Annotated in this window: 22 protein-coding genes and 1 other annotated feature; of the genes, 14 read left to right on the top strand and 8 right to left on the bottom strand. The window is 50.3% G+C overall.

The window, feature by feature from the left end; translation table 11 throughout:
- Positions 1-225 precede the first annotated feature (225 nt).
- The 5 genes from MCJ35_RS11800 (at position 226) to MCJ35_RS11780 (ending at position 4904) form a co-directional block, all read left to right on the top strand.
- Positions 226-987, top strand: a complete 762-nt coding sequence (locus MCJ35_RS11800; protein WP_025487031.1) for an IclR family transcriptional regulator — start codon at positions 226-228, stop codon at positions 985-987.
- Positions 988-1124: 137 nt separating this feature from the next.
- Positions 1125-1778: a bifunctional 2-keto-4-hydroxyglutarate aldolase/2-keto-3-deoxy-6-phosphogluconate aldolase gene (locus tag MCJ35_RS11795; RefSeq protein WP_008716701.1), complete on the top strand. Its 654-nt coding sequence runs from the start codon at positions 1125-1127 to the stop codon at positions 1776-1778.
- A gap of 52 nt (positions 1779-1830) precedes the next feature.
- On the top strand, positions 1831-2862 hold the full coding sequence (locus MCJ35_RS11790; protein WP_008716699.1) for a sugar kinase: 1032 nt from the start codon (positions 1831-1833) through the stop codon (positions 2860-2862).
- A 98-nt stretch (positions 2863-2960) separates the two neighbouring features.
- Positions 2961-3989, top strand: a complete 1029-nt coding sequence (locus tag MCJ35_RS11785) for a sugar kinase (RefSeq protein WP_085952075.1) — start codon at positions 2961-2963, stop codon at positions 3987-3989.
- 201 nt (positions 3990-4190) lie between these two features.
- Entirely contained in the window at positions 4191-4904 is a 714-nt protein-coding gene (locus tag MCJ35_RS11780; RefSeq protein ID WP_081739278.1) for a hypothetical protein, read from the top strand.
- A gap of 197 nt (positions 4905-5101) precedes the next feature.
- Here the strand turns inward: MCJ35_RS11780 and MCJ35_RS11775 are convergent, their stop codons facing one another.
- The 3 genes from MCJ35_RS11775 to MCJ35_RS11765 are packed head-to-tail and all read right to left on the bottom strand — an operon-like array spanning position 5102 to position 7959.
- A complete protein-coding gene (locus MCJ35_RS11775; RefSeq protein WP_008716694.1) occupies positions 5102-5875 on the bottom strand; it encodes an ABC transporter ATP-binding protein in 774 nt (257 codons plus the stop codon).
- Positions 5868-6815, bottom strand: coding sequence for an ABC transporter permease (locus MCJ35_RS11770; protein WP_025487033.1), 948 nt, complete (start codon positions 6813-6815; stop codon positions 5868-5870). The genes MCJ35_RS11775 and MCJ35_RS11770 overlap by 8 nt, the downstream gene beginning before the upstream one ends.
- 31 nt (positions 6816-6846) lie before the next feature.
- Positions 6847-7959, bottom strand: a complete 1113-nt coding sequence (locus MCJ35_RS11765) for an ABC transporter substrate-binding protein (protein WP_025487034.1) — start codon at positions 7957-7959, stop codon at positions 6847-6849.
- 217 nt (positions 7960-8176) lie between these two features.
- Positions 8177-8414, bottom strand: a binding site (T-box leader).
- A 197-nt stretch (positions 8415-8611) separates the two neighbouring features.
- Here MCJ35_RS11765 and MCJ35_RS11760 point away from each other — a divergent pair.
- The 3 genes from MCJ35_RS11760 to MCJ35_RS11750 are packed head-to-tail and all read left to right on the top strand — an operon-like array spanning position 8612 to position 10588.
- Entirely contained in the window at positions 8612-9127 is a 516-nt protein-coding gene (locus MCJ35_RS11760; RefSeq protein ID WP_025487035.1) for a cysteine hydrolase family protein, read from the top strand.
- A 12-nt stretch (positions 9128-9139) separates the two neighbouring features.
- Positions 9140-9775, top strand: a complete 636-nt coding sequence (locus tag MCJ35_RS11755) for a cytidylate kinase-like family protein (RefSeq protein WP_008716685.1) — start codon at positions 9140-9142, stop codon at positions 9773-9775.
- 39 nt (positions 9776-9814) lie between these two features.
- Positions 9815-10588, top strand: a complete 774-nt coding sequence (locus MCJ35_RS11750) for a ZIP family metal transporter (protein WP_008716683.1) — start codon at positions 9815-9817, stop codon at positions 10586-10588.
- Positions 10589-10735: 147 nt separating this feature from the next.
- Here the strand turns inward: MCJ35_RS11750 and aroA are convergent, their stop codons facing one another.
- The 3 genes from aroA to aroF all read right to left on the bottom strand — a co-directional run bounded on the left by aroA (position 10736) and on the right by aroF (position 14268).
- A complete protein-coding gene (gene aroA / locus MCJ35_RS11745; protein WP_025487036.1) occupies positions 10736-12013 on the bottom strand; it encodes a 3-phosphoshikimate 1-carboxyvinyltransferase in 1278 nt (425 codons plus the stop codon).
- A 25-nt stretch (positions 12014-12038) separates the two neighbouring features.
- Complete coding sequence (locus MCJ35_RS11740) at positions 12039-13172, bottom strand: prephenate dehydrogenase (protein WP_240299494.1); 1134 nt, start codon at positions 13170-13172, stop codon at positions 12039-12041.
- Positions 13173-13245: 73 nt separating this feature from the next.
- The gene (gene aroF, locus MCJ35_RS11735; protein WP_008716677.1) at positions 13246-14268 is read right to left on the bottom strand and encodes a 3-deoxy-7-phosphoheptulonate synthase; all 1023 of its coding nucleotides are present in this window, start codon (positions 14266-14268) and stop codon (positions 13246-13248) included.
- 454 nt (positions 14269-14722) lie between these two features.
- On the opposite strand from aroF, the gene MCJ35_RS11730 reads away from it, so the two are divergent.
- On the top strand, positions 14723-16072 hold the full coding sequence (locus MCJ35_RS11730) for an alanine/glycine:cation symporter family protein (RefSeq protein ID WP_008716674.1): 1350 nt from the start codon (positions 14723-14725) through the stop codon (positions 16070-16072).
- 109 nt (positions 16073-16181) lie between these two features.
- Here MCJ35_RS11730 and MCJ35_RS11725 read toward each other — a convergent pair whose 3' ends face one another.
- Entirely contained in the window at positions 16182-16970 is a 789-nt protein-coding gene (locus MCJ35_RS11725; RefSeq protein WP_025487037.1) for a MerR family transcriptional regulator, read from the bottom strand.
- A gap of 120 nt (positions 16971-17090) precedes the next feature.
- Between MCJ35_RS11725 and MCJ35_RS11720 the strand changes: the two genes are divergently transcribed.
- The 5 genes from MCJ35_RS11720 to MCJ35_RS11700 all read left to right on the top strand — a co-directional run bounded on the left by MCJ35_RS11720 (position 17091) and on the right by MCJ35_RS11700 (position 25060).
- Positions 17091-18482, top strand: a complete 1392-nt coding sequence (locus tag MCJ35_RS11720; RefSeq protein WP_008716670.1) for an amidohydrolase — start codon at positions 17091-17093, stop codon at positions 18480-18482.
- Between the two features lie 17 nt (positions 18483-18499).
- Complete coding sequence (locus MCJ35_RS11715) at positions 18500-19567, top strand: guanine permease (RefSeq protein ID WP_025487038.1); 1068 nt, start codon at positions 18500-18502, stop codon at positions 19565-19567.
- Positions 19568-19744: 177 nt separating this feature from the next.
- On the top strand, positions 19745-21841 hold the full coding sequence (locus MCJ35_RS11710; RefSeq protein ID WP_120058094.1) for an elongation factor G: 2097 nt from the start codon (positions 19745-19747) through the stop codon (positions 21839-21841).
- Positions 21842-22175: 334 nt separating this feature from the next.
- Complete coding sequence (gene rd, locus MCJ35_RS11705; protein WP_008716663.1) at positions 22176-22340, top strand: rubredoxin; 165 nt, start codon at positions 22176-22178, stop codon at positions 22338-22340.
- Positions 22341-22492: 152 nt separating this feature from the next.
- Positions 22493-25060 (top strand): diguanylate cyclase domain-containing protein, encoded by a 2568-nt coding sequence (locus tag MCJ35_RS11700; protein WP_025487039.1) that lies wholly within the window; start codon positions 22493-22495, stop codon positions 25058-25060.
- Here MCJ35_RS11700 and MCJ35_RS11695 read toward each other — a convergent pair.
- Positions 25049-25699, bottom strand: coding sequence for a Crp/Fnr family transcriptional regulator (locus MCJ35_RS11695; RefSeq protein ID WP_025487040.1), 651 nt, complete (start codon positions 25697-25699; stop codon positions 25049-25051). The two genes, MCJ35_RS11700 and MCJ35_RS11695, sit on opposite strands and share 12 nt — an antisense overlap.
- Between the last annotated feature and the right edge of the window lie 82 nt (positions 25700-25781).

Below are 25781 nucleotides of genomic sequence, written 5' to 3'. Positions count from 1 at the left end.
TCATCACAGGCACAGCCGCCGGACCGTTGGATAAAATAGCCGGAAAAACAGTTGTTTATGGCGGAATTACCCCTTGCATCACAGAGGAAGATGATGTATACTGAATCTATGATATCGTATATACGGATTTGATATGCATATACGAATACAGAATACAATATCTGCATATCCAAATCCATTTGCATATACGGGTGACATACATGTGACAGAAGGTGGGAGGTATCCATGAAATTAAACAGAACCACACTGCGGACCATAGACATACTGAAACTGGTGTCCAAGAAGCCGGACGGGATTACGCTGGACGAGATATGCGAGAAGCTGGACCTGCCCAAGACAAGCGGCTACGACATCGTGACAACACTGGTACAGACCGGGATGATTCATGTGGCCAGAGGGCAGAAGCAGCGTTATACCATCGGTCTTACGGCATACAGGATCGGCATCAACTATACCAATAACCTGGATTTCATCAGTACCATTGACCCGGTGCTGAAGGCATTTTCAAGGGAGGTGGGAAAGACCGTATTCTTTGGCATCCGCTCCGACGATGCCATTGTCTACATCTGCAAATTTGAGCCGGAGAACCCCATCATCACCACAGCCACTGTGGGCACCAAGAATCCGATTTACTGCACTTCCCTGGGAAAGGCCATCCTGGCTTACTCGGATGAGGAGGAGACAGGGCAGCTGATGGAGCGCATTACATTTAAGAAGCATACGGAGCGGACCATAGTTACCAGGGAGGAACTGGAGAAGGAACTGGAGCGTGTTCGTGACAAGGGCTATGCTTTTGACGCAAGGGAGCTGGAGGAACACATGGAATGTGTGGGATCGCCGGTATTTGGCCAGGACGGCAATGTCATGGGCGCCATCAGCGTATCCAGCCTTTACAAACCCACGGAAGATTACGATGCGCTGGGCTGCCTGGTGCGGACCAAGGCGGCAGAGATATCAAGGCTGCTGGGCTTTTTGGGAAAATGCTGAAAAGGCAGTAGAAAAACTTATATTTTTACATCTTTTGCTGTTGACAAATCAAGCGGTAGCGATTAAAATTTAAGTATAAAATCGCAAATATGAAATTGATTCGTATATGCGAATTTGCGGAAAGAAGGAGAAGCGAAATGAAAAAAGAACAAGTTTTATCAAGAATGAAAGAGGACTGTCTGGTTGCGGTTGTCCGTGCAAAGAATTACGAGCAGGGTGAGAAGGTAGTTGACGCCATCATCGAGGGCGGCATCAACTTCATTGAGCTGACCATGACCATGGATGAAGGCGACCCTGTTGAGTTCATCAAGATGATGGCTAATAAGTATAAAGATAACGACAAGATTGTAATCGGCGCAGGTACCGTATTGGATCCTGAGACAGCAAGGGCATGCATCCTGGCCGGCGCCAACTATATCGTAAGCCCTGGCCTGAATGTGGACACCATCAAGCTGTGCAACCGCTACAGGGTTCCCATGCTCCCGGGCGTCATGACCCCAACCGAGGCAATCACCGCACTGGAAGCCGGATGCGATATCATCAAGGTATTCCCTGGCAATATTGTGGGACCGGCAGCCATCAGCTCCTTCAAAGGACCTCTTCCACAGGGCGAGTTCATGCCATCCGGCGGCGTTGACGTTGACAATGTGGACAAGTGGATCAAGGCAGGCGCATATGCAGTTGGAACCGGCTCCAGCCTGACCAAGGGCGCTAAGACCGGCGATTTCGCAGCAGTTACAGCTAAGGCCCAGGAATTCGTACAGGCCGTGGCAGCAGCAAGGGCAAAATAACCAACCCATTCAATTTGAATCATAATCAGGTAAATAAAAGGAGAATCATACAATGGCAAAAATAGTTACCATGGGCGAAATCATGTTAAGATTATCTACCCCGAACAATGAGAAATTCATCCAGGCAGACGAGTTCGATATCAATTACGGCGGCGGAGAGGCCAACGTGGCAGTATCCCTTGCAAACTACGGACATGACGTTCAGTTCGTGACAGCTATCCCGAAGAACCCAATCGGTGACTGCGCAGTAGCAGCCCTGAGGAAATACAATGTAGGAACCAAGCACATCGCAAGAAGCGGCGAGAGACTGGGAATCTATTTCTTAGAGACAGGCTCTGCCATGAGGGCTTCCAATGTTGTTTATGACCGTGCAAACAGCGCCATTGCAACAGCTACCCCGGACGAGTTTAACTTTGATGAGATTTTTGCTGATGCTGACTGGTTCCACTTTACCGGTATCACACCAGCTGTCAGCGATGCTGCAATCGAACTGACAGAGGCAGCCTTAAAGGCAGCCAAGGCTCACGGCGTAACCGTATCCGTTGACCTGAACTTCCGTAAGAAACTGTGGTCTTCCGAGAAGGCACAGAAGGTCATGACTAACCTGATGCAGTATGTTGACGTGTGCATCGGCAACGAAGAGGACGCTGAGAAGGTCCTGGGCTTTAAGCCAGGCAACACGGACGTTACCTCCGGGGAACTGGAACTGGCTGGATACGTTGACATCTTCAACCAGATGGCTGATAAGTTTGGATTTAAGTACATCATCAGCTCCCTGCGTGAGAGCTTCAGCGCATCCGATAACGGCTGGTCCGCATGCATCATGGACGGTAAGACACGTGAGTTCTATCACTCCAAAAAGTACCGTGTTACCCCAATCGTTGACCGTGTTGGCGGGGGCGACTCCTTTGCAGGCGGCTTAATCTGCGGTCTGGCAGACGGCAAGGACATGAAGGCTGCCCTGGAATTCGCAGTAGCAGCATCTGCATTAAAGCACACCATCCCTGGCGACTTCAACCTGGTTACACGCGCTGACGTAGATAACCTGGCTGGCGGCGACGGTTCAGGACGTGTTCAGAGATAATCACTTTTATATGTAATCACCAGACAATTTGGAAGCGGCTAATCCTCTATGGGAATTAGCCGTTTCTTATATAAAGAAAAAGGAGAGTTATGATGGGAATGAATAACAGCAGGAATTTTGATCTTCTGACCCTGGGTCAGGTATTGCTCAGGCTTTCACCGCCTGATAATGAGCGTCTGTCCAGAGGGGATACATTTGTGAAGCAGGTAGGCGGGGCAGAACTGAACGTGGCCGTGGGTGCGGCCCTGTTAGGACTCCACACAGGCGTCATTTCCAAGCTTCCGGCCCATGATATAGGAAGCTTCATGAAAGGTAAGATCCGTTCCTTCGGGGTCAGCGATGATTTCTTCATGTATGACCAGTCCTCATCTGCCCGTGTGGGAATTTACTATTATGAGAACGGCGCATACCCCAGAAAACCAAAGGTGATTTATGACCGCAACAACAGTTCCTTTTTCTCCCTGGACATTAATGAAATCCCGGAGGAAGTTTACACGGCATCCAAGTGCTTCCATACAACCGGAATTACCCTGGCCCTGAACGGGGATATACGTGAGACTACCATCGAGATGATTAAGCGTTTCAAGGCAGCCGGAACCCTGGTGTCCTTTGATGTGAACTTCCGCGGCAATCTGTGGACCGGGGACGAGGCCAGGGAATGTATCCTGCGCATCCTGCCCTATGTGGACATCTTCTTCTGTTCAGAGGACACGGCGCGGCTTACATTCCTAAAAACAGGCACTGCCCGGGAAATGATGAAGAGCTTTACGGAAGAGTTCCCCATTTCCATCGTGGCCTCCACCCAGAGGATTGTCCACAGCCCCAAGCGCCACACATTCGGTTCCGTGATTTACGATGCTGCCAGGAATGAATATTACGAGGAGGAGCCTTACCGCGACATCGAGGTGGTTGACCGCATCGGAAGCGGGGACGCCTATATTTCCGGCGCCCTGTACGGACTGCTCAGCAGCGGCGGCGACTGCCAAAAGGCCATTGCCTACGGCAATGCAACCGCTGCAGTTAAGAATACCATCCCCGGCGACCTTCCCTCCTCCAACCTGGACGAGATAGAAACCATCATCAAAGCCCATAACCAGAAGGGACCGCAGCTGGAGATGGCGCGATAAGGATTAAGGGGCTTTCCGTGATATCTTAAGATAGGGTTCCTTCTTTTGTAAAAAATTTGCAACAATCGTCATAACGTTAATCCTTATTTCAGAATTATTAAGAAATCCTTTATTGGATATAGGGAGGAAATGATATATACTTCTCATACAGACATCAATAATGCCCTAAAGCAGGGCATTACTTATGAAAAGGAGAAGATAATATTGAGAAAATATCGATTATATGCAGCAGGAATCTGTGCAGCAGTGGTACTTGGCGTAGGAGGGTGTGCTTCCAATGCAAACGCAGGCACTACCACAGCAACACAGGAGAGTAAAGAAGCCACAAAGGAAGAGACAACGGTGGCAGACACCGTTGTGGAGTCAGTGACAGGAGCCATTGAGAGCATGGAAGAGAGCGAGCCCGAAGCGCCCCAGGCCATCCGTATATTCGGACCAGTGACCAGGACAGAGGACGGCAGGCTTTCCATTGACAATCAGTCAGGCGTAAGCAGCAGCGGTGAGATCATCCTTAACGTTGCAGATGAGACTTACATACTGGATGCGGTCAGCGGCCTTCCTATCAAGCTGGAGGACATCAAGGACGGCGATACCATCTACGCCTACATAGGGCCGGCCATGACCATGAGCCTTCCGCCAATGACCAACGCAACCGTGATATTCGCCAACATACCGGCTGATGCAAAGGTTCCGGATTATGTGGAAGTCAAGTCCATGATAACAGACGCATCCACATCCAAATCAGTGCTTACAGCCATTGACGGAACAGAGTACACACTTGCAGACGACTGCAACATATTCCCATACCTTACAAGGAATATCGTTACCCTTGACGATTTAACCCAGGGCAGGAAGTGCGTGGTCTGGGCAGATGATGAGAACTCGGCAGTGAAAATCATGGTGTTTGCTGAGTAATAAGAGAATGAAGAAAAACGGGCGTTGCCCTGAGGGAATCCATCTGGTACCCTTCAGGACAACGCCCGTTTTCATTGCGTATGCATATTCCGGCCCGGCTGTTATAAACAGCCCATTCCAGTTAACCTGATACTATCAGGCTGTTACCATCAGTATGTTACCATCAGTATGTTACCATCAGTCTGTTACCATCAGCCTTAATTTCCGCACTCAATACTTATCTCATTAAAACGTTCCAGGATATCATCAATCTGCATCTCCTGTTTTTCCCTGCCTTCCTTGTCTATGATGGCGCGTCCCTGGTGCATCATGAGCAGGCGGTCACCGTATTCCACGGCGTAGCGCAGGTTATGGGTGACCATGATGGTGGTCAGTTCCTTTTCCTTGACAATCTTATCCGTCAGTTCCATGATGGTTTCCGCTGTCTTGGGGTCCAGGGCAGCCGTGTGTTCGTCCAGGATAAGGAACTCGATGGGGGTCATGGTGGACATGAGGAGCGCCATGGCCTGGCGCTGGCCGCCGGAGAGCACCCCGACCTTTACATCCATTTTATCCTCCAGGCCAAGGCCAAGGGAGCGGAGGGATTCGCGGTAGTATTCCACCCGCTGCCGGTTGGTGCCCGGGCGGAGGTTGAATGACCTGCCTTTGTTATCGGCCAGGGACATATTTTCCAGGATTGTCATGGATGGGCAGGTGCCCATGGCCGGGTTCTGATATACCCGCCCGATACGGCGCTGCCGCTTGTATTCCGGCATCTTAGTGATGTCCTCATTACCGATGATGATATGGCCCTCGTCCAGGGGGATGCTGCCGCAGATGATATTGAGCATGGAAGTCTTGCCGGAACCGTTGCTGCCCACCACGGAGACAAACTGATGGTCCTTGATGGTAAGGCAGAAATCCTCAAACAGGCACATTTCATTGATTGTGCCGGCATTGTAGTATTTATTGATGTGTTTCAGTTCAAGCATGGCTCTTTACCTTCTTTCCCCTGGAGGAGCTTAAGACCAGGATGATGAGGAACAGGATAGCTGTAATCAGCTTTAAATCCGAGGCAGTGACGGATATGGTAAAACGGAGGAAACCAAGATTGACAGGGATGTCGTTCAGCAGCAGGGCCAGGGATACACAGGCCTTGTATATGATGGAACCGATGATGACTGCAGTGGTGGATTTGACAAAACCAAAGCGTTTAAACAGCTGGGTCCCGATGATTACATTGGCCAGCCCGATGACAATGGTCCCGGTTCCGATGGAGATATCGAAAAATCCTTTCTGCTGGCAGTACACACTGCCTGCCAGGGCCGCGAAGCCATTGGCAATGGCAAGGCCCACGATTTTCACCATTCCCTTGTCCTTGGCCAGGGAAGTGACAAGCACGTCGTTATCACCCACTGCTCGCAGCAGGTAGCCGGAACGCGTCTTAAGATAGGCATCCAGAAGCAGCTTGCAGGCCAGCACGATCACAAACAGGATAATGGTCACCACATAAGGGGAAAGCGCATTGGGGATGGTTTCCGTGAGGAATGGATTGCTGAAAATCGTGTCCTTGCTGAAGATGGGAAGGTTGGACTTTCCTGCAATCCTCAGGTTGATGGAGTAAAGGGCGGTCATGACAATGATTCCTGACAGCAGGTCGCGTACCTTGAGCTTTACATGAATCAGGCCAGTGACGCATCCGGCCAGGGCACCTGCACCAAAGGAGAGGATGAGGGCCAGGACCGGATGGATGGTCCCGATGATGGGCAGGCCGTTGGAAATGCCGATGGCGGTAAGGGCAGCGCCCAGGGGAAATGTCCCGTCCACGGAAAGATCTGGAAAATCCAGGATTTTATAGGTGATATATACGCCAAGGGCCATGATGGCATAAACCAGGCCTTCTTCAAAGATACCGAAAATAATCGTTGTCATGATGTTCCTCCCAAATCAGTATGAACCCTTCTTACTGTGCAATCTCAGTAAAAATCCCCGCCGCATCGGCAGTAAGGCTTTCCGGCAGTGTGATCCCAAGATTTTCAGCCACCTTGGTGTTGCCGTAGAAAGCAGCTTCCTTGATGGTTTCGTAATTCATTTCGCTGGCTTTCTTCTCGCCCTTCAATACCTGTGCAGCCATATGGCCGGTCTGTTTTCCAAGTTCGATATAGTCCAGGCCCATGGCTGCCAGACAGCCGATTTTGACCTGTTCGATTTCACTTCCGAATACCGGGATTTTTTTCGCTTCCGCCTTATCCAGGATGACAGGAAGGGAGGCGACCACGGTATTGTCAGTCAGGTTGGTGATGCAGTCCACCTTGCTGATTAAGGTATCTGCTGCCAGGGAAATGTCGGCGGAGGAGGAGATTCCGGTGTCTACAATCTCAAACCCGTAGTCAGGCGCAAGCTCCTTGTATTCCGCAATGGCTGATTCAGAGTTTACCTCGCTGGTGGTGTACATGATGCCGATACGCTTTGCGTCCGGAAGGATTTCACGGATCATCTTTAACTGCTGCTCAACCGGCAGTTTGTCGCTGGTTCCCGTAATCTCGCCTACCGGGGTCCCGCTGGCATCAGCCAGTTCGGCTGCAACCGGGTCTGTGACGGCCGTAAAGATGACCGGGGTGCCGGATTTCTTGGCAACACCGTATTCTGCCTGGGCCATGGGGGTTGCGATACCGCACATCAGGTCCACGTCCCTGCCTGCGAAGTTGGTGGCAATCTGGCTGGCGGTCCCGCCGTCGGCCTGGGAGTTCTCATAGAGGACGGTCAGGTTCTTGCCTTCCTCGATTCCGGCCTCGGCAAGGCCTTCCAGGAAGCCCTCGCGGCAGTTGTCAAGGGAACCGTGTTCCGCAAACTGTCCAATGCCGATGGTATAGGAACCCTCCCCGTCTGCCTGGCTCCCTGCCGTCTCCTTATCAGAAGCCGTTCCGGCGGAAGTCTCCTGGTTTCCTGTGGTATCCTTGGCGGCTGCCTCGGAAGATACCTGTGCGGTGGTCTGGTCCTGTGAAGATGAACCGCATCCTGCTAACAGGGATGCGCTTACGGCTGCGGCTAAAAGCATTGCGATTGTTTTTTTCATAATTAAAATCCTCCTGAATGATTGTTTTGATTCCATGATCTGTTTTCTATGGTAAGTAATGAACTGCGTTGGGAAAGGACCGTTGCTGTCCGGGTTACAGGCTGCGCGCTGCCTGCAGGTCCCGGCCGTCAATCTGACCCATGGCTGGTTTATGGCCGTACATCTTAAACAGGTCCGGCAAGGGGACAAAAAAACGTCCCAATTACGGTTATACCATAATTGAGACGAATAAAAATCCGCGGTGCCACTCAAATTGACTGAAAAGTCCACTTTACACATACCAACATATGTGCCGCATGAATAACGGTTGCGGAATCCGTCGGTCCCTACGGAACTATCTTTCAGGACCGCCCTCAAAAGTCCATTCAGCTGCCAGCCTTATACCGCAATCCCACCACCTGCGGCTCTCTGTGTTAATGCTTTGGAAGCTTACTCCTCTTTCTCTACGGTTTGATTTATTAACCCGTATCTTAATACAACGGATTCAATTTGTCAATAGGGTTTTTAAATTTTGTGAAAATATCTTTAATTGATTGTCAAAATGTGATAGACTGTAAATGACAGGAAAGGCAATGTCCGCAAGGATGCTGCCGGAACCTGAGAGGCATTGGCACTGGGAAGCGCCGGTGCTAATAACAAGGAGGATAGTTACATGAGCCGTTTACTTGTAGTAGTGGATATGCAGAAGGATTTTGTGGACGGATCCCTGGGGAGTAAGGAAGCCCAGGCCATTGTCCCTCATGTGATTGACAAGATTAAGGCTTACGGAAAAGCGGGCCAGGAAGTCGTGTTTACACTGGATACGCATTCTGAGGATTACATGGATACAATGGAAGGTAAGAAGCTTCCGGTCATCCATTGTGTCAAGGGGACTCCGGGCTGGGAACTGGTTGAAGGGCTTAAGGAGTTTGAGGGAAAACGGTTTGAGAAGGCTACCTTTGGCAGCCGTGAACTGGCTGATTATGCGGCCCTTGGACGGTATGAAAGTGTGGAGTTAGTAGGCCTTTGTACGGACATCTGCGTAATCTCCAATGCCATGCTGATTAAGGCAGTGATACCGGACACACCCATCCAGGTGGATGCATCCTGCTGCGCAGGGGTAACCCCGCAAAGCCATGAGAACGCGTTAAATGCCATGAAAATGTGCCATATTGATATAATAGGATAAGGGGGCATGATGATGAGTGACAAACATTTTGTAATAACCATTGAACGCCAGTACGGAAGCGGCGGACGGCTGACAGGCAAGCGGCTGGCAGAGGAACTGGGCATACATTTTTATGATGAAGAGATACTTAAGATGACATCGGAGACAAGCGCCATCGGGGAGCAGTATTTCCGGCTGGCAGACGAGAAGGCGGGCAATAACCTGCTGTACCGCATTGTGACCGGCATGAAGCCGGAGCTGACAGAGCCGGAGAGGGATGGGCATAATATCACATCCCCGGAAAACCTGTTCCGTTTCCAGTCATCCGTCATCCGCGGCCTGGCTGCATCGGAACCCTGCATCATTGTCGGGCGGTGCGGCAACTATGTGCTGCAGGATCAGATGGATAACCTGATACGCATCTTTGTATATGCGGACACGGTTACAAGGATCCGCAGGGTCATGGATGTGGATAAGGTGGATGAGGCGGAAGCACTGCGCCGCATGAAACGGATTGACAAGGAGCGGACGGAGTACCACCGCTACTTTACAGGCAGGGAATGGATGGATATGGAGAATTACGACCTGCCCATCAATGCCAGCCGTATTGACTATGACCAGATGATCCAGCTGATTAAGGACTATCTGAAGCTGCGCGGTTTCCTGTAGGGACAGCGCAGTGCCAAGCATTAGGACAGAGGTATGAACATGAATATTTTTGCAGGAATCATGATTCCTTTCATAGGGACCACAGCCGGAGCGGCCTGTGTCTTTTTCCTGAAAAATGCCTTACGGCCCAGGGTCCAGAAAGCATTCCTGGGCTTTGCATCCGGGGTCATGGTGGCTGCATCCGTGTGGTCCCTACTGATTCCGTCCATGAATATGAGCCAGGACATGGGGAAGCTGGCATTTGTACCGGCATCCATAGGATTTTTGTTAGGAATCGGCTTTCTGCTGGTCCTGGATGAGGTGATTCCCCATCTCCATATGGATTCGGATGAACCGGAAGGCCCCAAGGGCAGCTGGAAGAAAAGCACCATGCTGGTGCTGGCGGTGACCCTTCACAATATTCCGGAAGGAATGGCGGTGGGGGTTGCCTTTGCAGGGCTTATGTCCCAGAACAGCACCATCACCATGGCAGGCGCCCTGGCATTATCCGTGGGTATTGCCATACAGAATTTTCCTGAAGGGGCTATCATTTCCCTGCCGCTTAAGGAGGCCGTGGGAAAGCCCAAGGCTTTTGTGTACGGCATGCTGTCCGGCATAGTGGAGCCGTTGGGCGCATTCCTCATGCTGGCCCTTTCGGAAGTACTGGGACCGGCATTGCCGTATTTCCTGTCCTTTGCGGCAGGAGCCATGATTTATGTGGTGGTGGAGGAGCTGATTCCGGAGTCGGCCCAGGGGGACCATTCCAATGTGGCAACCATTGGATTTGCCGCCGGATTTGTGGTCATGATGATTTTAGACGTGGCATTGGGGTAGAAGCTATGCTAAGGTAAATGAAAAGCTAAGGTAAATAAAAAGCTAAGGTAAATGAAAAGCTAAGGTATATAAAAAGCTGCGGTCCGTTTTTCATGCTCCCTGTAAAGGGGCAGGGAGGGCCGCAGCTTTTTTGTGGGTTTTTTATGATTACTTCATTAATTGTTCCAGGTCATGGTAGAACCCGGGATAAGAGATATTCACGCAGTCAGCGTCCTTTATGTTTGTGACACCGTCAGCGCAGAGGGCGGTGACGGCAAAGGTCATGGCGATGCGGTGGTCCTTCCTGCTGTCAATGGAAGCGCCGTGGAGCGGCTTTTTGCCGTGTATGATCATGCCGTCCTCTGTTTCGGCCACATGGGCGCCCATGGCCTTAAGGCTTTCAACCATCACGGCAATGCGGTTGGATTCCTTGACCTTTAATTCAGCGGCATCCCGTATGACGGTATCACCCTCAGCCATACAGGCCATGGCGGCAATCATGGGGAGTTCGTCAATAAGGGTAGGGATGATGGCTCCTTTGATTTCCGTTCCGTGGAGGCTGCTGCTGCGGACCAGGATATCGGCAGTCGGCTCTCCGGCGCCTGACGACACATTCAACAGCTCAAGGTCAGCGCCCATATCCTGACATACACGGATGATCCCGTCCCTGGTGGGATTGATGCCCACGTTCCGGATAAGCAGCTGTGAGCCGGGAACCATAAGTCCTGCGGCAATGAAATAGGCGGCAGAGGAGATGTCCCCGGGAACCATGACCTGGGCGCCGTGAAGCTCCCTGGCCGGCTGGATGGTGCACGTGGTCCCGGAAGCCTTAATGTCTGCGCCGAACAGGTCCAGCATGATTTCCGAATGGTTCCTGGAGACATAAGGCTCTGTCACGCTGGTGGGGGAACCGGCGTATAATCCGGCCAGGAGGATGGCTGATTTGACCTGGGCGGACGCAACCTTTGAGGTATAATGGATGCCTTTTAAGGGACGTCCCTTGATGAGCAGGGGCGCACATCCATTGCCGTTCATGCTTGTGATGTCAGCCCCCATAAGGGAGAGCGGTTCCATGATGCGCTTCATGGGACGTTTCCGGATGGATTCGTCCCCTGTCAGTGTCACATCAAATTCCTGGGCACAGAGGATCCCGGATATGAGGCGGGTGGTGGTGCCGCTGTTGCCGCAGTCCAGCACGTCCTGGGGCCGCCTAAGGCCGCGCAGCCCATTGCCCCTGACAATGACGCGGTCACGGTTATTCTCAATGTCAATACCCATTTTCTGGAAACAGGCAATGGTGGAGAGACAATCCGCCCCCTGAAGGAAGTTGTGGATTTCCGTGGTGCCTTTTGCAATGGAGCCGAACATGACGGCCCGGTGGGAGATGGATTTATCCCCCGGAACCGTGATTTCTCCGTGAAGTCCATGTGATTTTCTGAATTCCATAATGATTATCCTGTCCTTTCAATGATTACATGCGGAACATTTCGTATTTGTACTGGTCCAGGCGTTTCCAGGCAGCTTCCATGGAGGACTCGTCATAAAATGCAATCTTAAGGGCGCCCTCCCCGCGTTCCCGGTTATTGTTGATGCCGATATTTTTGATGCTGATGCCTTTGGCTGCCAGGATGACCGATATGGTGGAAATAGCACCGATCTCATCGGCAACATCCACGGTAAATTCATAGGACGGTTCCACGGACCCCTTGGCCCTGTCCGTGATGGAATTGCGGTAGTCCCGGGATGTCTCAAACAACTGGTAGATGGAGTCCCCGCAGTGCCCCCTGACCTGGGCCAGTATCTGATTCAATGAGGCGATGTATTTTTCCAGTATATCTGCAATCGGACCCACATTGGTCATGCAGATCTGCTCCCACATCTCAGGGGAGGAGGAAGCAATCCTGGTGATATCCTTGAAACCGCCGGCAGCCACCTGCTTCATGGTGCCCTGGGCCGTATCATTGTCTTTTACCAGATTCACAAGGCTGGATGCCACAAGGTGCGGGAGATGGCTGATGGCAGCAACCACCTTGTCATGTTCCCGGTAGTTAAGCACAAGGGGGATTGCTCCAATGGTCTGTGCCACTGCGATGATCCGCCGGGCATTGGCGCTGGGTTCCGGGGCAGAAGAGGGTGCGCTGCCTTCGGGAGGCGTGACGATGTAATAGGCATTTTCCAGGAGATGGTCCGTGGAGTTTTCATAGCCTGTTTTTTCCGAACCGGCCATGGGATGGCCGCCCACGAAACAATCCTCAAGTCCCTGGCGGATGATTTCTTCGTGAATGCCGCACTTGGTGCTTCCAACGTCCGTAATCAGTGCGCCGGGCTTGAGATACGGGCGGATGGAAGAGAGGTAGGAGGCGTTATATTCCACGGGCGTACAGAGGAAAATCAGGTCGCACTCCCTTAGATTTCCATCAATCCCATCCAATATCACATCCACCACGCCGTCTTTTTTTGCCTGTTCCAGCCTGTTCCTGGAACGCATGTATGCCATGATTTTTATGTCCGGCCGGGCACGTTTGATGCCCCTGGCAATGGAGCCGCCGATGAGTCCCAGACCGATGAAGCCCAGGGTGGAGTCTGTCATCCTTATTTTTTCCATGGTTAATCCTCCTGTAAAGAAAAGCACTCTCTGATTGAGGGAGTGCTGGAAAAACATTTTACACGCGCGGCAGTCATCTTGCTTCAAATGTACGGCCGGCCAGGTCTGCGTATGGCTTTAAGTCCTGCATCAGCTGTTCAAAAGCAGGGAAGGTCAGGGACTGTGGCCCGTCGGACAGCGCCTTGGCCGGGCAGGGGTGTACTTCAATCATCAGTCCGTCTGCACCCACCGCAATGGCCGCCTTGGCCAGGGGCTCCACATAAGCCCTTACACCAGTGGCGTGGCTTGGGTCCACGATGATGGGGAGATGGCTCTTCTGGCGGATGACGGGAACCGCGCTGATATCCAGGGTATTCCTGGTGGATGTTTCATAGGTGCGGATGCCGCGCTCACAGAGCACGATATTGGGATTCCCTTCGGAGATGATATATTCGGCAGCATTGAGCCACTCGTCAATGGTGGCGCTTAACCCACGCTTTAACAATACCGGAAGACCGGATTTGCCTGCCTCTTTTAAAAGTTCAAAGTTCTGCATGTTCCTTGCGCCAATCTGCAGCATATCCACATATCTGGACGCAGCTTCTATGGCATGGAGGCTGGTCACCTCACAGATTACATTAAGACCGGTGGCCTCCCTGGCCTCCTTCATATACTTAAGCCCTTCTTCCTCCAGACCCTGGAAGGAGTAGGGTGAGGTGCGGGGCTTGTAGGCGCCGCCGCGGATGAAGGTGGCGCCGGCCTTCTTAACCGCGAAGGCGGTCTCCAAAAGCTGGTCCTTGGATTCGATGGCGCATGGGCCTGCCATGACGGTCATGGTTCCAGGGCCGATATGGGTGTTGCCGACCGGGATGATGGAATCCTCCGGGTGGAATTTCTTGTTGACCAGTTTGTAGGACTCGGTTACGGCCACTACCTTGTCAACACCTTCGCTGATTTCGATGTTGCTGCCCTGGAGCCTGGTCTTATCGCCCACCACGCCCACGATTGTGACCTGGGACCCCTTGGAAAGGTGGACCTGCAGGCCCTTGGATTCAATGATATGTGTTACTTTCTGGACTGCTTCGTCTGAAGCATTTGGTTTCATTATGATAATCATGATATGTACTCCTTATTATGTCCTGCGTGTCAAATGCGGCTTACATACATATTGCAGCTGCTAAAGGCACGTTTCAGTCACGCTCTAGTGTACGCCATCTGCTTGTAAATGTCAATACTTTATCACTTTAAACTTCAACGCTTTTATGTATATTAGTGAATGCACATATGGGGACGGGAGCGCATGGAATAAGGATAAATGGAATAGGCGCACATGCAGTCAGGCACATGCAGTGGGAAGGACAGGCTCATTGACTTGGTACATTAACGGTGCTATAGTGGGCTTAAAGAGAAACGTGAATATCGGGGGTGGTTTGCAGATGATTGTATGAACTGCCATATCGGCAACTGCCGCACGGAGAAGCACCAGGGGGAATGTGCGGCAATACAGTTCCTGTAGGGAGCGGCCGGCAGTTGGATACTGACCGCAGTCAAAACAAAGTGGAGGTATTGGTATGTTTGATGCACTGGTAAACATCACTGAATTTTTATGGGGAACCCCGCTGATGATCCTGATGGTGGGCGTGGGCTTATATCTGTCCGTGCGTACGGGCTTTTTCCAGATTACCGGTTTTGGAACGGTATGGAAAAAGACCTTGGGGGAAGTTTTTAAGAAGGACAATGAAAGTGAAAAGGGAGAAGGACAGCTAAAGCCATATCAGGCACTGTCCACGGTGCTGGCAGGAACCATCGGCAGCGGCAACATTGCAGGCGTGGCAGCGGCCATTGCCATCGGCGGGCCTGGAGCCGTGTTCTGGATGTGGGTGATTGCCCTGGTCGGTATGATGACCAAGATGGCAGAAGTGACCCTTTCCGTGGCTTACCGGAAAAAGGGGGAGAACGGGGAATATTACGGCGGTCCCATGCACTATATTAAAGAAGGGCTGGGCGGGGGAGCCGGACGGTTTTTCGGCGGCTTTTATGCGGTGGCGCTTTTTATACTGGTGGTCACGGATGCCTGCTTTGTGCAGACCAACACCCTTGCCACATCTGCACAGGATACATTTGGCATCCCTCTGATTGTCAGCGGTATCCTCCTGGTGGCCCTGAGTATTTTCATCATTGTGCGCGGCGGTGTGGAAAAAATCGGTGACTTCTGCGGCAAGGTGGTTCCTCCCATGTGCGTCATATATATCATAGGCGCGCTGGTGGTGGTCATTGCCAATATCGGAAGGGTACCGGAAGCCTTTGGCATGATTTTCAAGTATGCGTTCGCGCCCATGCCGGCAGCCGGCGGGTTTGCAGGATCTACCATAACCCTTGCCATGGGACGCGGTGCGTCAAGAGGTATCTTCTCCAATGAGGCCGGTGAAGGAACCGCCGCAACGGTCCATGCAACGGCCCAGACAGACCATCCGGCCCATCAGGGGATGTACGGGGTCATGGAGGTATTTATTGATACAATCATCATCTGTACACTGACTGCACTGGCCATCCTATCCAGCGGTGTGTGGAACAGCGGCGATACAGGGGCAGTCCTTACACTGGCTGCATTCAGGACGGTCTGGGGCAGATGGGGCACCTATATCCTGTGCATTGCAATTGTGCTTTTTACCTATTCCAGTTACCTGGGGTTCTTTGTGGAGTACAGGACCAGTGTGGAGTATCTGTTTGGGGAGAAGAACGTGAAGGTCCTTCAGTGGTTCTTTTTCATTCCCCCGATCATTGCGGTGACCATGCCCATCGAGGCCATCTGGTCGCTGGCCGACATGGCGGTTGGGTTTATCGTGATTCCGAACATGATTGCAATCCTGCTGCTGAGCGGGACCTTTGTCAAGCTGTTTAAGGAGTATACGGATAAATAAATACCCGCAGGACAGATGATGGGATATATATACAGGCCGTAACCAGGACATAAGCGGCAGTGTATTCGGAAAGCAGGACCGGTGTCAGATTGGACGCCTTGTCCTGCTTTCACGTATTCTGTTCATTCACTCCTGTCCCAATGATGGGAATCTGTATTTCTGTTATATACTGTTCCATATCCTTTTCAAGGAATTGGTCGATGATATTAAAATTATAAGTATTTGGGGAAAGTCCCAGGTGCCCATATTCCTGCCTTAACTCTTTTATCTTCTGTTCGATGCTTTTGTAATCCCCTTTCCAGCAGTAACATAAGAACCTCTGGGCTTCGATGTAGCGGATCTTGTCTGCGGTAACGGGGTCGATGTCATCCATGGTTTCCAAATACGCGCCAAAGGTTGTTTCATACCCATCCGTATCTTCCCTGTACCGATAGAACGCAATGGTGGGATTAAAATAGAATTCTTCCTTTGTATAGATGTTTTCCTCCAGTCCAAGGGGGAGGTAGGCCCGCTTCAGGTAATACTTTTCCACCGCCTCACCAAGTTTCATATTGCGCATCTTATGTTCCACGAAAACAATCTTTCTCTGGATTACATCATCGATGTTCAGTATATCCTCATAGGCTTTCCTAAGTTCCTGTGACCGCCTCTTCAGTTCGCATATGCGCATGGTTACATTCCTGTCCTGGATATACTCACGGATCTGGTCAATCGAAAAACCGATTTTTCGGAGGTAACAGATGAGCGCCAGCTTATAAATCTGTTCAAATCTGTATTTACGGTACCCTGTCTTATCATCCCTGTATTCCGGAATCAAAAGCCCCTCCTTGTCATAGTAAAACAGGGTCTGTTTATTTAAATTAAACATTTTTGCAAGTTCTCCCGTCAATAAGTCCATATAAGAATCCTCCTCATCTAAAATAATCATAAAAATACAAAATTCCTATTGACTATATACTAACTATATAGTCTATATTAGTAAAAAACAGAGCAGAATGCAAGGAGGATATTGATGAATATGGATAAGATATTGATTAAAAATGCGGCAGCCATTGTATGCTGCAATGAAAAGGATGATGTTTACCAAAATGCCGATATGCTGATTCAGGGAGAAAAAATTCTTGAAATAGGACATGGCATCCACTGTGATGACGCAAAGGTAATCGATGCAGCCGATAAATTCGTGTACCCAGGCCTGGTCAATACACATCATCATTTTTTTCAGACCTTTGTCAGGAATCTGGTAACCATTGATTATCCAAATATGAAAGTAGTGGAATGGCTGGATCATATATACCGGATTTTTCAGAAGATAGATTCGGATGTGATTTATTACTCATCACTTACCGCGATGGCTGATTTGGTAAAACACGGATGTACAACCGCTTTTGATCATCAATACTGCTATACGGTCCACACAAAAAAGGAGCCGGTTGACCGTCAGATGGAGGCAGCCGCACAGATTGGAATCCGGTATCATGCAGGAAGGGGAACCAACACACTCCCGCGGACAGAGGGGAGCACCATGCCGGATGACATGCTTGAAACAACAGATGAATTCATCCAGGATACCAGGAGGCTGATTGATACATATCATGATACAGGCGCATTTTCCATGAGACAGATTGTCATTGCGCCATGCCAGCCAGTGAACTGTTATGAGGATACGTTTATCCGTTCCGTGGAACTGGCAAGGGAGACTGGGGTAAGGCTCCATACACATCTGGGGGAAGGTGAAAATGAGAACATGCAGCAACGCTGGGGCATGCGCACGGTAGACTGGTGTAAACGGATTGGATTCATGAATGAGAATACATGGTTTGCCCATTGCTGGGAACTGACGGACGAAGAATATAAAATATTGGGAGAATACGGATGCGGTATCTCACATTGCCCATCACCTGCCATTCTTGGTGGTTTCCCTATCCTTCCGATGAAGAAGCTGAAGGAATATGGCGTTCTTTTAAGCCTTGGCTGTGATGGCTCTGCCACAAATGACGGAAGCAGCCTCCTGGATTCCATCCGCACCGCATATATGATGCAGTGCTATCATAGTAAAGAACGCGGAGGCGGTGTGCCGGCCTATGAGATTTTAAAGCAGGCGACCATTAATGGGGCTAAAACCCTTGGAAGGAATGATATCGGTTCACTGGAGGCTGGAAAGGCAGCAGACCTGTTCATGATTGATGCTGGTGCACTGGAACTGGTGGGAGCGGTCCACGACCCGCGCAACATCATCGGAAGGGTTGGATTGACAGGCAATGTCCATATGACCATGATAAACGGACGTGTCGTATATGAAAACGGCAGGCTTGTAACGGTGGATGAAAGACAACTGGCAAAAGAGGGAGAGAAGATATGCGACAAGGTGCTAAGAGGGCCTTGTGATGCATTCCACAATCTTTTCTGAGAAAGGATATGAATCATATGATTACGATACATGATTTTCTTGCCGCACTGGGCGGCGTATTAAATGGAGCTACACAATCAGTCATGGCGATGACCTTTGGTTTTGCCATGCTTCCATCCGCATTGGCCTATCTGGTCGGAATTGCAGGCTGCGTGGTTTTTAATTCCGCTGTTCCCATCTCATTTCAGGCGGAGACCATGGCCATGGCTGGAACCATGGGGAAAACAAGGAACGAAAGGCTTTCCATGGTAATCCTTGCAGGTATCGGCATGAGCGTCCTGGGTGCATTGGGCCTGTTGGAGGGCATCGTGAAGTTTGCGGGTGGACATGTGACTGCGGCAATGATGGCTGGTGTAGGGCTGATCCTTGCAAAGATTTCCGTGGACATGGTACGCGGGGACCATAAGCTGGGAAGCATTTCAATGGGGGTAGGGATCCTGTCCTATCTCATCACCAAGGATTTGGTATATACCTGCCTGTTTTCGATTGCAGCGTCCTCCATCGCATATCATTTTTCAAAAGGGAATGCGGTTAAAAATATTGAAATTGAAGATAGGTTTTCCTTCCAGATGCCGGCATTCAGCGCCAATATACTGCGCGGGACCCTGGCGCTGATGTGTATTACCATTGGGGGTAATATCGCATTTGGGCAGGTGAGCGGGGCTATTTCCGGGGTTGATGTCAATGTTGATCACATCTCCATCTATTCCGGACTGGCAGATGCGGCTTCCTCGCTCTTTGGAGGCTCGCCGATTTCCGTTGTCATATCTCCCACGGCAGCAGCTCCCAATGCAAAGTGGGCGGCAGTCATTATGATGGCAATCATGGCACTCATTTTATTGTCGCGCCAGCTGCCGAAGATTGTCAGATATATACCCTCGTCAGCCGTCGCAGGAACCCTGTTTATTCTGGGGGCTGTCCTTACGCTTCCGTCAAACCTTCAGGCAGCATATGCAGATGCAGCCCCGGGAACCGCGCTTGCCAGCAGCGTTGCCTTGACCGTAACCGTTTTTACGGACCCTTTCTTTGGACTGGCAGCGGGAATCCTGGTTAACCTTCTGGCGGTTCCATTGGGACTTGGATGATTGGGATACGAAGCTTGAACCATATGCGTCCATTTTCCTTGTTTTTACAATGCTTCTCATAATGGGACAGGTACGACTAGAATAATGTTGTGCAAATCACATAAAAAGCTTGAAAAAATCAGAAAAATTTAGTAAAATATACGCATGGCTTAAATTTTATATACAGGAGGGAAATTTATGAACGTATATGGTACTGAACAAATCCGCAACGTTGTATTACTTGGACATGGAGGCGCCGGTAAGACGACAGTTGCGGAAGCATTGGCGCTGGTGACTGGTGTTACAAAGCGTATGGGCAAGGTGCCTGACGGCAACACCATCAGCGATTATGACAAAGAGGAAGTCAAGAGACAGTTTTCAATTTCCACCACGCTGATTCCTTTGGAATATGAAGGGGAGAGCGGGCCAATTAAGATTAACCTTCTGGATACGCCGGGATTTTTTGATTTTGTAGGAGAAGTAGAGGAGGCCATCAGTGTTGCTGATGCAGCCATCATAGTTGTGAACTGTAAGGCAGGTATTGAACCTGGAACAGAAAAGGCATGGGAGATGTGTGAAAAGTACAAGCTTCCCAGGCTGATTTTCGTGACCAATATGGATGATGACCATGCCAGTTACCGTGAACTGGTAGTAAAGCTGGAGACACGTTTCGGACGTAAGATTGCACCCTTCCAGCTGCCAATCCGTGAGAATGAAAAATTTGTAGGTTTCGTCAATGTGGTTAAGATGGCAGGACGCCGTTTCACGGAATTAAGCGATTATGTTGAGTGTGAGATTCCAGAGTATGTAGAGAAGAACCTGACCATTGCCAGGGACGCCCTGATTGAGGCTGTTGCCGAGACCAATGAAGAATATATGGAACGCTATTTCCTGGGAGAGGAGTTTACACAGGAGGAGATTTCCACCGCACTCCGCGAGCATGTGATTGAAGGCGAGATCGTGCCGGTCATGATGGGTTCCGGTATCAACTGCCAGGGCTTTAAGGTGCTTCTTCAGTCCATTGACAAGTATTTCCCGTCACCTGACCATTTTGAGTGTATCGGTGTTGACGTATCCACAGGCGAACGTTTTACCGCCAAGTACAATGATGACGTATCCCTGTCCGCAAGGGTGTTCAAGACCATTGTTGACCCGTTCATCGGCAAATACTCCCTGATGAAGATCTGTACCGGTACGTTAAAAGGCGATACGGTTGTCTATAACGTGAATAAAGACACGGAAGAGAAAATCGGCAAGTTATATATCCTGCGCGGCAAGGACCAGATTGAGGTCCAGGAGTTAAGGGCCGGTGATATCGGCGCGGTTGCAAAGCTTACCGTGACCCAGACTGGGGATACCATGGCTGTCCGCACGGCGCCGATTGTCTACCATAAGCCAGAGATTTCCACTCCGTACACATATATGGCATATAAGGCAGTGAACAAGGGCGAGGATGATAAGGTATCCACAGCGCTGTCACGTATGATGGAAGAAGACCAGACCCTTAAGGTGGTCAATGATGCGGAGAACCGTCAGGCGCTGCTGTATGGTATTGGCGACCAGCAGCTGGATGTGGTGGTAAGCAAGCTTCAGAGCCGTTATAAGGTTGACATTACTTTGACCAAACCTAAATTTGCATTCCGTGAAACCCTGCGCAAGAAGGTTAAGGTACAGGGCAAACATAAGAAGCAGTCCGGCGGACACGGACAGTACGGCGATGTCATCATGGAATTTGAGCCGTCCGGCGACTTAGAGACACCCTATGTATTCGAGGAAAAGGTATTTGGCGGTTCCGTGCCGAAGAACTACTTCCCGGCTGTTGAAAAGGGACTGCAGGAATGCGTCTTAAAAGGACCGCTGGCAGGATATCCGGTGGTTGGCCTGAAGGCAACCCTGTTGGATGGTTCCTACCATCCTGTTGATTCTTCTGAGATGGCGTTTAAGATGGCGACCATCCTGGCGTTCAAGCAGGGCTTCATGGACGCTGGCCCTGTGCTCTTAGAGCCCATTGCCTCCCTTAAGGTTACGGTTCCAGATAAGTTCACAGGAGATGTCATGGGCGACCTGAACCGCAGGAGAGGCCGTGTGCTTGGAATGAATTCCAACCACAATGGCAAGCAGGTCATTGAGGCTGATATTCCTATGTCAGAGCTTTTCGGATACAATACGGACCTGCGTTCCATGACCGGCGGTATCGGCGTGTTCTCCTATGAGTTCAGCCGTTACGAGCAGGCGCCTGGAGATGTGCAGAAGCGTGAGGTTGAGGCCAGGGCCGCGGCAAAGGATGGGGAATAAGCAGCAGCCGTATACCTGTACGGTCCATAGATGGAATGGTATGTTGTGATGAAAGCATGCTGCCCGCAGATTTTGCGGGCAGTGTTTTTTCCGGTTCATGCGGAACAGCAGCATGGAATGGCAGACAGGGCAACATGAAAATATAAGTACGGAATGACATCCTGCCTGCATGGGCCGGGCTGGAACTGCATATAATAAAGGTATTGTGATAAAATATAAAAAATTTCAATATGTGTTGCAAATGTCACAGAAAAACAGGAATGAATATGATATATTAATCACATCAAAAGGAAATACGAATTAAAATAAATTTTAAATACAGGAGGAAATAATAATGAAGAAATATGTATGCGATCCATGTGGATGGATATATGACCCTGAGGTTGGCGATCCGGACGGCGGTATTGCGCCTGGAACAGCATTTGAGGATATTCCGGATGATTGGGTATGTCCGCTCTGCGGCGTTGGGAAGGATATGTTCTCTGAAGTTGAAGAGTAATATGGATTTGTAAGGTTAAGACAGGGCAAAACACCTCTTTCAGGCAGATTTACTGGAAAGAGGTGTTTTTTTGTGAAATTCCCCTTGAGTATGAACTGGGAAGAGTTTACAATATAAAGTAGACTTCATTACGTGGTAGAGAGGGTACTTTTATGACTGAGGAGCAGATAAAACTGTTTAAGGATACGTTTCTGGCCATGATCCTGGACCAGATGCACTCCAATATCTATATATCAGATACGGAGACAGATGAGATCCTGTATATGAATCAAACGATGAAAAAGGCCTTTGGACTTGAGGACCCGGAGGGGAAGTGCTGCTGGAAGGTCCTGGAGAAGGGGATGGAACGGCGGTGCGAATTCTGCCACATAGACCTTCTGAAAAAGGGGGAGGAGGGCAATGAAAGCTCCTGGCGTGAGAATAATGCACTGACCGGGCGCAGTTATCAGAACTATGACAGCCTGCTCCGGTGGAACGGAAGGATTTATCATATACAGAATTCCGTGGATGTGACTGAATATGATAAGATGTTTTATTCTGCGCGTATGGACGAACTGACCCAGATGCTTAACCGGAGAGGCGGCAACGAGCGTCTGGTACAGACCATTGAACAGGCGGAACGGGAAAACCAGATCCTTACCCTTGTCCTGTATGATATAAATGAACTGAAGCGTGTGAATGACCAGTATGGGCACAGCGCAGGGGATGCGCTTTTGCGTTATGTTGCATCCATTACCAAAGAAGGCCTTGGCAGGCTGGACTTCATGTTCCGCCTCAGCGGGGATGAGTTTGTGATGCTTTTCTATGGACGGAGCAAGGCAGAGGTGGAGGAAAGCATGAAGCGTATCCTCCTGCGGGCCAGACAGGACAGGGAACGCCTGGACGTGGACTACGGGGTTCCGTTCAGCTATGGCCTTACGGAGATATATCCGGGGGAAAACAGTTCCATTGATGAGATAATCGCCAGGGCGGATGAGCAGATGTACATACAGAAAAGGGATTATCACATCAGCCGCGCCAAGGAGGCGTTAAAGGAAGGAAAGGAATGCGGGACAGGCAGTCTCTTTGATTATGACAACGAGACATTTTACCAGGCCCTTACTGCCAGCACGGAGGATTATATTTTTGTGGGTGATATGGGCACAGGGGTGTTCCATTATCCCCAGGCCATGGTTGATGAGTTCGGCCTGCCCGGCCAGGTTGTGAAGAATGCAGCCGCTTTCTGGGGCGGGTTAATCCATCCCCATGATGAGGCGTATTTCCTGGAAAGCAACCAGAACATAGCGGATGGCAGGGAGGATTACCACAACATTGAATACAGGGCCAGGAATGTAAAGGGCGAGTGGATATGGCTTCGATGCAGGGGGAAGATGGTGAAAAACCAGGATGGGACCCCGGGACTGTTTGCAGGCATGATTACCAATCTTGGAAAACGGAACCGGATTGACCATATGACCGGGCTTTATAATAAATATGAGTTCGAAGGTGATATAAAGAAGTACCTGGTGGACCACACGGAGGTGGATACCATTGGAATCATGATTCTGGACCTGGATTCCTTTAAGAACATCAACGACCTTTATGACAGGTCCTTTGGGGATGAGGTGCTTCGCATCACGGCCCAGAAGGTGTCATCCATGCTTCCTGCCAATGCCAAGCTTTACCGGCTGGACGGGGATGAGTTCGGGGTCCTGTGCTTGGGCTGCGGTGAAGAGGAAGGCTGGGATATTTTTGCCAAAATCCAGCAGGTATTCCACAAACAGCAGGAATACAGCGGAAGGAAGTATTACTGTACCATCTCCGCAGGCTATACCACGTATCCGAAGGATGGGGATAATTACCTGGAACTTTTAAAATGCGCCAACTACTCCCTGGAACATTCCAAGCTGATGGGAAAGAACCGTATGACCGTGTTTTCCAAGGATATCCTTGACCGGAGGGAACGGCGGCTGGAACTGGTTGAACTTCTGCGTGAAAGCATAGACAGGGGGTTCGCTGGTTTTTCCATCCACTATCAGCCCCAGGTGGACACACGGACAGGAAGCCTTCAGGGCGCGGAAGCGCTGGCCAGGTGGCATTGCAGTAAGTATGGGGATATCTCACCGGGAGAATTCATTCCGCTTCTGGAACAGAGCGGGATGATCATAAATCTGGGACGGTGGATTTTCTGCCATGCAGCCGCGCAGTGCAGGGAGTGGTGCAGGTATATGCCTGATTTTCAGATGAGCATCAATCTTTCCTATGTACAGCTGGCAGAGGATGATATCATACCGTATATGGAAGATACGCTTAAGGAACTGGATCTTTTGCCGTCCCATGTCGTCATGGAACTGACGGAAACCTATCTGGCAACAGCGGACGGGGAGACACTGAAGATGCTGAATGATATGAAGGCAACCGGTATACGGGTAGCCATGGATGATTTTGGCGTGGGGTATTCTTCCCTGTTCTCCCTTAAGACCATTCCGGTGGACATTGTAAAGATTGACCGCGGGTTCGTCAAGGGCATTACGTCAGATCTGTTTAACGCCACTTTCATACGTTCCATCACGGAACTGTGCCATGACGTGGGCAAGCAGGTGTGCCTGGAAGGGGTGGAGTCAGGAGATGAGTACCAGGCAGTGAAAGAACTTGGTATGGAACATATCCAGGGCTTTTATTTTGGGCGCCCCGAGACCCCTGATGTTTTTGAAAGAAGGCTTAAGTGTCTAAAGGAGTAGGCGTACGCTGCGCTTATCCATCTCAATCAGATGTTCCTTCTTCATGCGGCCCAGTTCCCGGGTCATGGCGCTCCTGTCAATGGAAAGATAATCGGCCAGATCCACCATGGTAAAGGGAAGGCAGAAGGAGGAACTTTTTGCCTGCCCGGCCAGCTGGAGGAAATAACATATGAGCTTTTCGCGGATGGTGCGCTGGGATAAGACCTCCACCCTGCGGCTCAGGTTAAGGGCGCGCTCGGATATCATGTCCAGAAGGTTCTGGGTCAGCTGGTGGTGGTGCCGGCACGCCTTGGTGCAGGGGGAACTGATGGTTGCATAGTGTATGAAAAGCACATCGCAGGCGCTGTCGCTGATAACACTGATTCCTGCGTGTTCATTTCCGTCACAGGACAGCAGGTGGCCAAAGATGTCCTGGGGTCCAAGCCGCTCCAGAATGGTCCTGGCTCCATTGAATTCATAACGGACCACGGAGGCGCTGCCTTTGCCGATGATACCGATATCGTCAAAGCCCTTGTCGTAATCACATATTATATCGCCGGCCCGGAACTGTCTGGTCCTGCCGTCCAGGCAGGTGAGCAGGCTTTTATATTCTTCCATGGATATATCTTTAAATAAGTTTTTCTGAAAATATTCTGTCATCTCTTTTACCCTGCTATTATTTATGGTATGATAATGAATATCATAATACTTTTCTGTTGCAATTGCAACAGAAATATACCAA

Source organism: Enterocloster sp. OA13 (genome assembly GCF_022440595.1).
GTDB classification, from domain to species: Bacteria; Bacillota; Clostridia; order Lachnospirales; family Lachnospiraceae; genus Enterocloster; species Enterocloster hominis.
Note: the sequence above shows the minus strand (reverse complement) of the source record. Positions and strands in the feature narration are given on the sequence as shown.